This is a genomic window from Methylobacterium sp. E-025 (genome assembly GCF_022829705.1).
GTDB lineage: Bacteria > Pseudomonadota > Alphaproteobacteria > Rhizobiales > Beijerinckiaceae > Methylobacterium.
The window spans coordinates 1-2,351 of sequence record NZ_JAKSYR010000060.1 but is presented as its reverse complement, the minus strand read 5'-3'; the positions used below and the strand labels follow the sequence as shown (position 1 = coordinate 2,351).

At 65.1% G+C, this 2,351-nt stretch carries 2 protein-coding genes; both read right to left on the bottom strand.

Annotated elements, in window-relative coordinates; all coding sequences use genetic code 11:
* Positions 1-35: 35 nt before the first annotated feature.
* Complete coding sequence (locus MKK64_RS05605; protein WP_243932575.1) at positions 36-257, bottom strand: hypothetical protein; 222 nt, start codon at positions 255-257, stop codon at positions 36-38.
* Positions 258-353: 96 nt separating this feature from the next.
* On the bottom strand, positions 354-2,351 hold a 1,998-nt coding region (locus MKK64_RS05600; RefSeq protein WP_243932574.1), incomplete at its 5' end, for an FdhF/YdeP family oxidoreductase.

The following is a 2,351-nucleotide window of genomic DNA, read 5'->3' as shown; positions in this document are numbered from 1 at the left end:
CAAAGGTCTCCTTCGCGGCAGGTTGGCGGAGGATGCTACGATCGGCGTGGGCGGGAGGCGGACAGTATGCGATGGACGTTCACGAACCGTCGCTCCTGCGCACGACCCAGGATGCGCAGGACGCTCGTCACCGTGCGGCGGCCCGGTGTCAGGATCGCACCGATCAGCAGCGGCTGAGCATGGCGACATGAGCGGCGGACGAACAATTGCGCGAACGCCAGAATGATCGCGGCGAAGCGGGCAGGCAGGGGCTGCATGGCGGGGTATCTTGGCCAGGACGCTACCAGCCTACCCGTCACGCCTGCTACGTCACCTCAGCTCACTCAATCCGCCGCCAATGGCCAAAGTCGAGCTTATCCTCCGGCGTATTCGAGTTGCGGTTCGAGCACCCGTGCGTCCTCGGAATGAATGGTGACGGGGATCATCTTCGCTGCAGGCGTCTTGCTGCCGATCGCGTAGTGCCAGATCGGCATCAGGACGTTGCACTCCGGGTAGTACCCGCCGATGCAACCGATCGGGATGTCGTAGGCTACGACGAGAAGGCCGGGCAGCCGGCGGTCGATCCCGTCGTCGGCAACCGTCTTAAGGGTCACCGCCTGTCCGACCTTGAGCCTAAGACGGTCGATGTCTGAGCGGTTCATCAGCACAACTTTGCGGGTGTTGTTGATGCCGCGGAAGCGGTCGTCGTAGCCGTAGACCGTCGTGTTGAACTGGTCGTTCGAGCGCAGGGTCATCAGGCGCAGGACGTCGTGCCCGACGGCCGGCATGTCCGCATCCTCATCCAGGGCCTTCGGGGTCACGATGGTGGCCCGACCGGTTTCCGTTCGCCATTCACGCCGCTTGGCCGGCAGGTCGCGCTGGAAGCCGCCTGGTTCCCACATGCGCCGCTCGTAATCCCAGAACGACTCGGGCAGCGTGTAAGCGATCTCCTTCCGGATCTCGGCGTAATCGCGCATGTAGTCCGTCCAGCGCACGCGTGGATTGGGAGCAAGCGTCCGCAGCGCAAGTTCGCAGATGAGCCGGTTCTCGCTGATCAAATGCGGCGAGGCCGGCTTCCGCAGGCCGCGGTTGCCGTGAACACAGGCCGAGGTGTCCTCCATCGATAGGACCTGTGGACCGGCCTCGGTCTCGTCGATCTCCAGGCGGCCGAGTACCGGCAGGATGTAGCTGACCGTACCCGGTAGCAGCGCGCTGCGGTTGAGCTTGGTGATAACGTTGACCGTCAGGCGCAGCCGACGCCAGGCGGGCTCCATCTGGCCGTGATCGGGGATCGCGCGGACGAAGTTGCCGCCGAGCATCACGAAGGCCCGGACCTCGTCCTTGAGGATCGCTTCGCAGGCCTCGACCGTATTGTAGCCGGCCTCGCGCGGCGGCTCGAAGCCGAACTGCTCACCCAGCCGATCCAGCGGGAACAACTCGGGCTTTTCGGTGATCCCGACCGTGCGCTGCCCCTGCACGTTGGAATGGCCACGCACCGGGCAGATACCAGCGCCACTGCGGCCCATGTTGCCGCGCATCAGGAGGAGGTTCACCAGCGTCTGCACGGTTTCGACGCCGGCCTGATGCTGAGTCAGGCCCATGCCGTAGACCGCGACAACGGCGTGGGCCCCCGCGTAGACGGTGGCGGTCGCCTCTAGGTCGGCTCGGTGCAGGCCCGAACGACGCTCCAGCTCGTCCCACTCTTGGACGCGCAGCCATGCCGCGAAGGTATCGAAGCCGTGGGTGTGCTCCGCTATGAACGCCTCGTCGAGGATCGCAGGGCCGCCCGCCTCCCGCGACGCGTCGTGAGCGGCTAGAACCGCCTTACAGATGCCGGCGAGCGCGGCGAGGTCGCCGCCTGCCTTGACCTGATGATATTGCGAGCTGATCCGGGTTTCCTGGCCCAGTAGCATCTCCGCGGTCGATTGAGGGTTCGTAAAGCGCTCCAGCCCGCGCTCACGAAGCGGATTGTAGGTGATGATCGGCACGCCGCGCCGGCTCGCCTCCTGCAGGGGATGCAGCATCCGCGGCGAGTTGCTGCCGGGGTTCTGGCCGAAGAACAGGATGCAATCGGACTTGGCGAAGTCGTCGAGTGAGATCGTCCCGATGCCCTGGCCGATGCTGATCGGTAGCGCCACCGAGGTCGTCTCGTGGCACATGTTGGACGAGTCCGGCAGGTTGTTGTTGCCGTAAAGCCGGGCGAAGAGCTGGTAGAGGTAGCTGCCTTCGTTCGAGAGGCGGCCAGAGCTGTAAAACACTGTTCCCTTGAGGTGGTCCTCCACGGCGCGCAACTCGCCCGCGATCTCGTCCAGGGCATGCCCCCACGACACGGGCACATATTTGTCTGAGTCCGCGTCGTAGCGCAGCGGGTG